Below are 2,529 nucleotides of genomic sequence, written 5' to 3'. Positions count from 1 at the left end.
GTGCTCGATCGTCTCGAAGAAGCGCTCTTCTTCCTGGCGCAGCACGTCGGTCACGCGCTGTTCGGCTTCCTTCAGCTCCGGATAGGCGGTGCCCATCTCGGCGACGAGGTCGGCCACCAGCTTGTGGAAGAACGCGCCCTTGCGGCCCAGCTTGTAGCCGTGACGGATCGCGCGGCGCACGATCCGGCGCAGCACGTAGCCGCGACCTTCGTTGCCGGGGATCACGCCATCGACGATCAGGAACGAGCACGCGCGGATGTGATCGGCGATCACCTTCAGCGAGTTGTTCGTGAGGTCGCTGATCTCGGTCACGCGCGCGGCGGCCTTGATCAGGTTCTGGAACAGGTCGATATCGTAGTTGCTGTGCACGTGCTGCAGCACCGCGGCGAGACGCTCGAGGCCCATGCCGGTGTCGACCGACTGCTTCGGCAGGCGCGTCATGTTGCCCTGCGCGTCGCGGTTGAACTGCATGAACACGAGGTTCCAGATCTCGATGTAGCGGTCGCCGTCTTCTTCAGGCGACCCCGGCGGGCCGCCCCACACGTCCGGGCCGTGGTCGTAGAAGATTTCGGTACACGGGCCGCACGGGCCGGTGTCGCCCATCGTCCAGAAGTTGTCCGATGCGTAACGCGCGCCCTTGTTGTCGCCGATCCGGATGATCCGCTCGGTCGGCACGCCGACTTCCTTCGCCCAGATGTCGTAGGCCTCGTCGTCTTCCCGGTAGACGGTCACCCACAGCTTGTCCTTCGGCAGCTGGTAGACCGTGGTCAGCAGCTCCCACGCGAACTTGATCGCGTCGTGCTTGAAGTAGTCGCCGAACGAGAAGTTGCCGAGCATCTCGAAGAACGTGTGGTGGCGCGCCGTGTAGCCGACGTTCTCGAGGTCGTTGTGCTTGCCGCCCGCGCGCACGCTGCGCTGCGCCGTCGTGGCGCGCGAGTACGGGCGCGGGTCCGTGCCGAGGAAGACGTCCTTGAACTGGACCATGCCCGAGTTCGTGAACATCAGCGTGGGGTCGTTACCGGGCACGAGGCTCGACGAGCGGACGATCGTGTGGCCCTTCGATTCGAAGAATTTGAGGAATTTCTCGCGGATTTCGGCAGCTTTCATGGCGTGCGGGGACAGTCTGGCAAAGACGGCTTCAAACGCCGGCGCCCCAGGCGGGGCGCGCGGCGGCATGGATTCGGAAACGATCGATTATACGGGATCGGGGCCGGCTTCCGGGCAAAGCGCCGGCAACGCGGCTCGGCCATCCGGACGAGCCGCCTGGGCCACCCGCGCGGCCGATTCGCCTTAAGATGCTCGGCATGCCAATCGGCCTTGCCCGACAACGCAGGCCCGCCATGAAAGGAGACGATTCGACGATGGGTGCCCTGAGCCATATCCGCGTGCTGGACCTGACCCGCGTGCTCGCGGGCCCGTGGTGCGCGCAGACCCTTGCCGACTTCGGCGCGGACGTGATCAAGGTCGAGCGCCCGGGCGCCGGCGACGACACGCGCCACTGGGGGCCGCCGTACCTGAAGGACGCGGACGGCGCCGATACCGCCGAAGCCGCGTACTACCTCGCGGCGAACCGCAACAAGCGCTCGGTGACGATCGACATCGCGACGCCCGAAGGGCAGCAGATCGTGCGCGAGCTCGCCGCGCGGAGCGACGTCGTGCTCGAGAACTACAAGGTCGGCCAGTTGAAGAAATACGGGCTCGACTATGAGGCGCTGCGGGCGGTGAAGCCCGATCTCGTCTACTGCTCGGTCACCGGCTTCGGCCAGACCGGCCCGTACGCGCACCGCGCGGGCTACGACTTCATCGTGCAGGGGATCGGCGGCTTCATGAGCATCACCGGCGAACGCGACGGCGAGCCGGGTGGCGGCCCGCAGAAGGCCGGCGTCGCGATCGCCGATCTCGCGACCGGCCTCTATTCGACGATCGCCGTGCTCGCCGCGCTCGCGCATCGCGACCGCACGGGCGAAGGCCAGTACATCGACATGGCGCTGCTCGACGTGCAGGTCGCGCTGCTCGCGAACATGAACACCAACTTCCTCGCGAGCGGCAAGCCGCCGGTGCGCTGGGGCAACGCGCATCCGAACATCGTGCCGTACCAGACGTTCCAGACGCGCGACGGCTGGATCATCGTCGCGGTCGGCAACGATGGGCAGTTCCGCAAGTTCGTCGAGGCCGGCGGCCGGCCCGAGCTGGCCGACGACGAGCGCTTCGCGACGAACCCGTCGCGCGTGCGTCACCGCGACACGCTGGTGCCGATCCTCGCGGAGATGGTGAAGGCCCGCGGCAAGGCCGACTGGATCGGCGCGCTCGAAGCGGCCGGCGTGCCGTGCGGGCCGATCAACGATCTCGACGAGGTGTTCGACAACGAGCAGGTGGTCGCGCGCGGGATGCAGTCGTATAACTTCGTATAATGTATGCTATACGAAGTTATTACGATGAATTCGTACACGCCGACGAGCGACACCTGCTCGGCCTTCAGCGCGGTTTCCTCGAACACCTCGCGGGCGATGCCGTCCTCGGGCGTCTCGC

The 2,529-nt window shown here is 66.5% G+C and carries 1 protein-coding gene and 2 pseudogenes; 1 reads left to right on the top strand and 2 read right to left on the bottom strand.

Annotated features, from left to right (window positions below; genetic code table 11):
- Positions 1 to 1,107, bottom strand: a 1,107-nt coding sequence (alaS, locus tag JMF90_RS33125) for an alanine--tRNA ligase (RefSeq protein WP_201326007.1), incomplete at its 3' end; no start/stop codon positions are given.
- 254 nt (positions 1,108 to 1,361) lie between these two features.
- On the opposite strand from alaS, the pseudogene JMF90_RS33120 reads away from it, so the two are divergent.
- Positions 1,362 to 2,393, top strand: a pseudogene (locus JMF90_RS33120) (CaiB/BaiF CoA transferase family protein); the annotation flags it as partial.
- A gap of 41 nt (positions 2,394 to 2,434) precedes the next feature.
- Here the strand turns inward: JMF90_RS33120 and JMF90_RS33115 are convergent.
- A pseudogene (locus JMF90_RS33115) lies at positions 2,435 to 2,529 on the bottom strand (NUDIX domain-containing protein); the annotation flags it as partial.

It is taken from the genome of Burkholderia sp. E168m23 (genome assembly GCF_016586125.1).
Taxonomy (GTDB): Bacteria; Pseudomonadota; Gammaproteobacteria; order Burkholderiales; family Burkholderiaceae; genus Burkholderia; species Burkholderia orbicola.
This window is presented reverse-complemented; position numbering and strand designations above follow the sequence as displayed.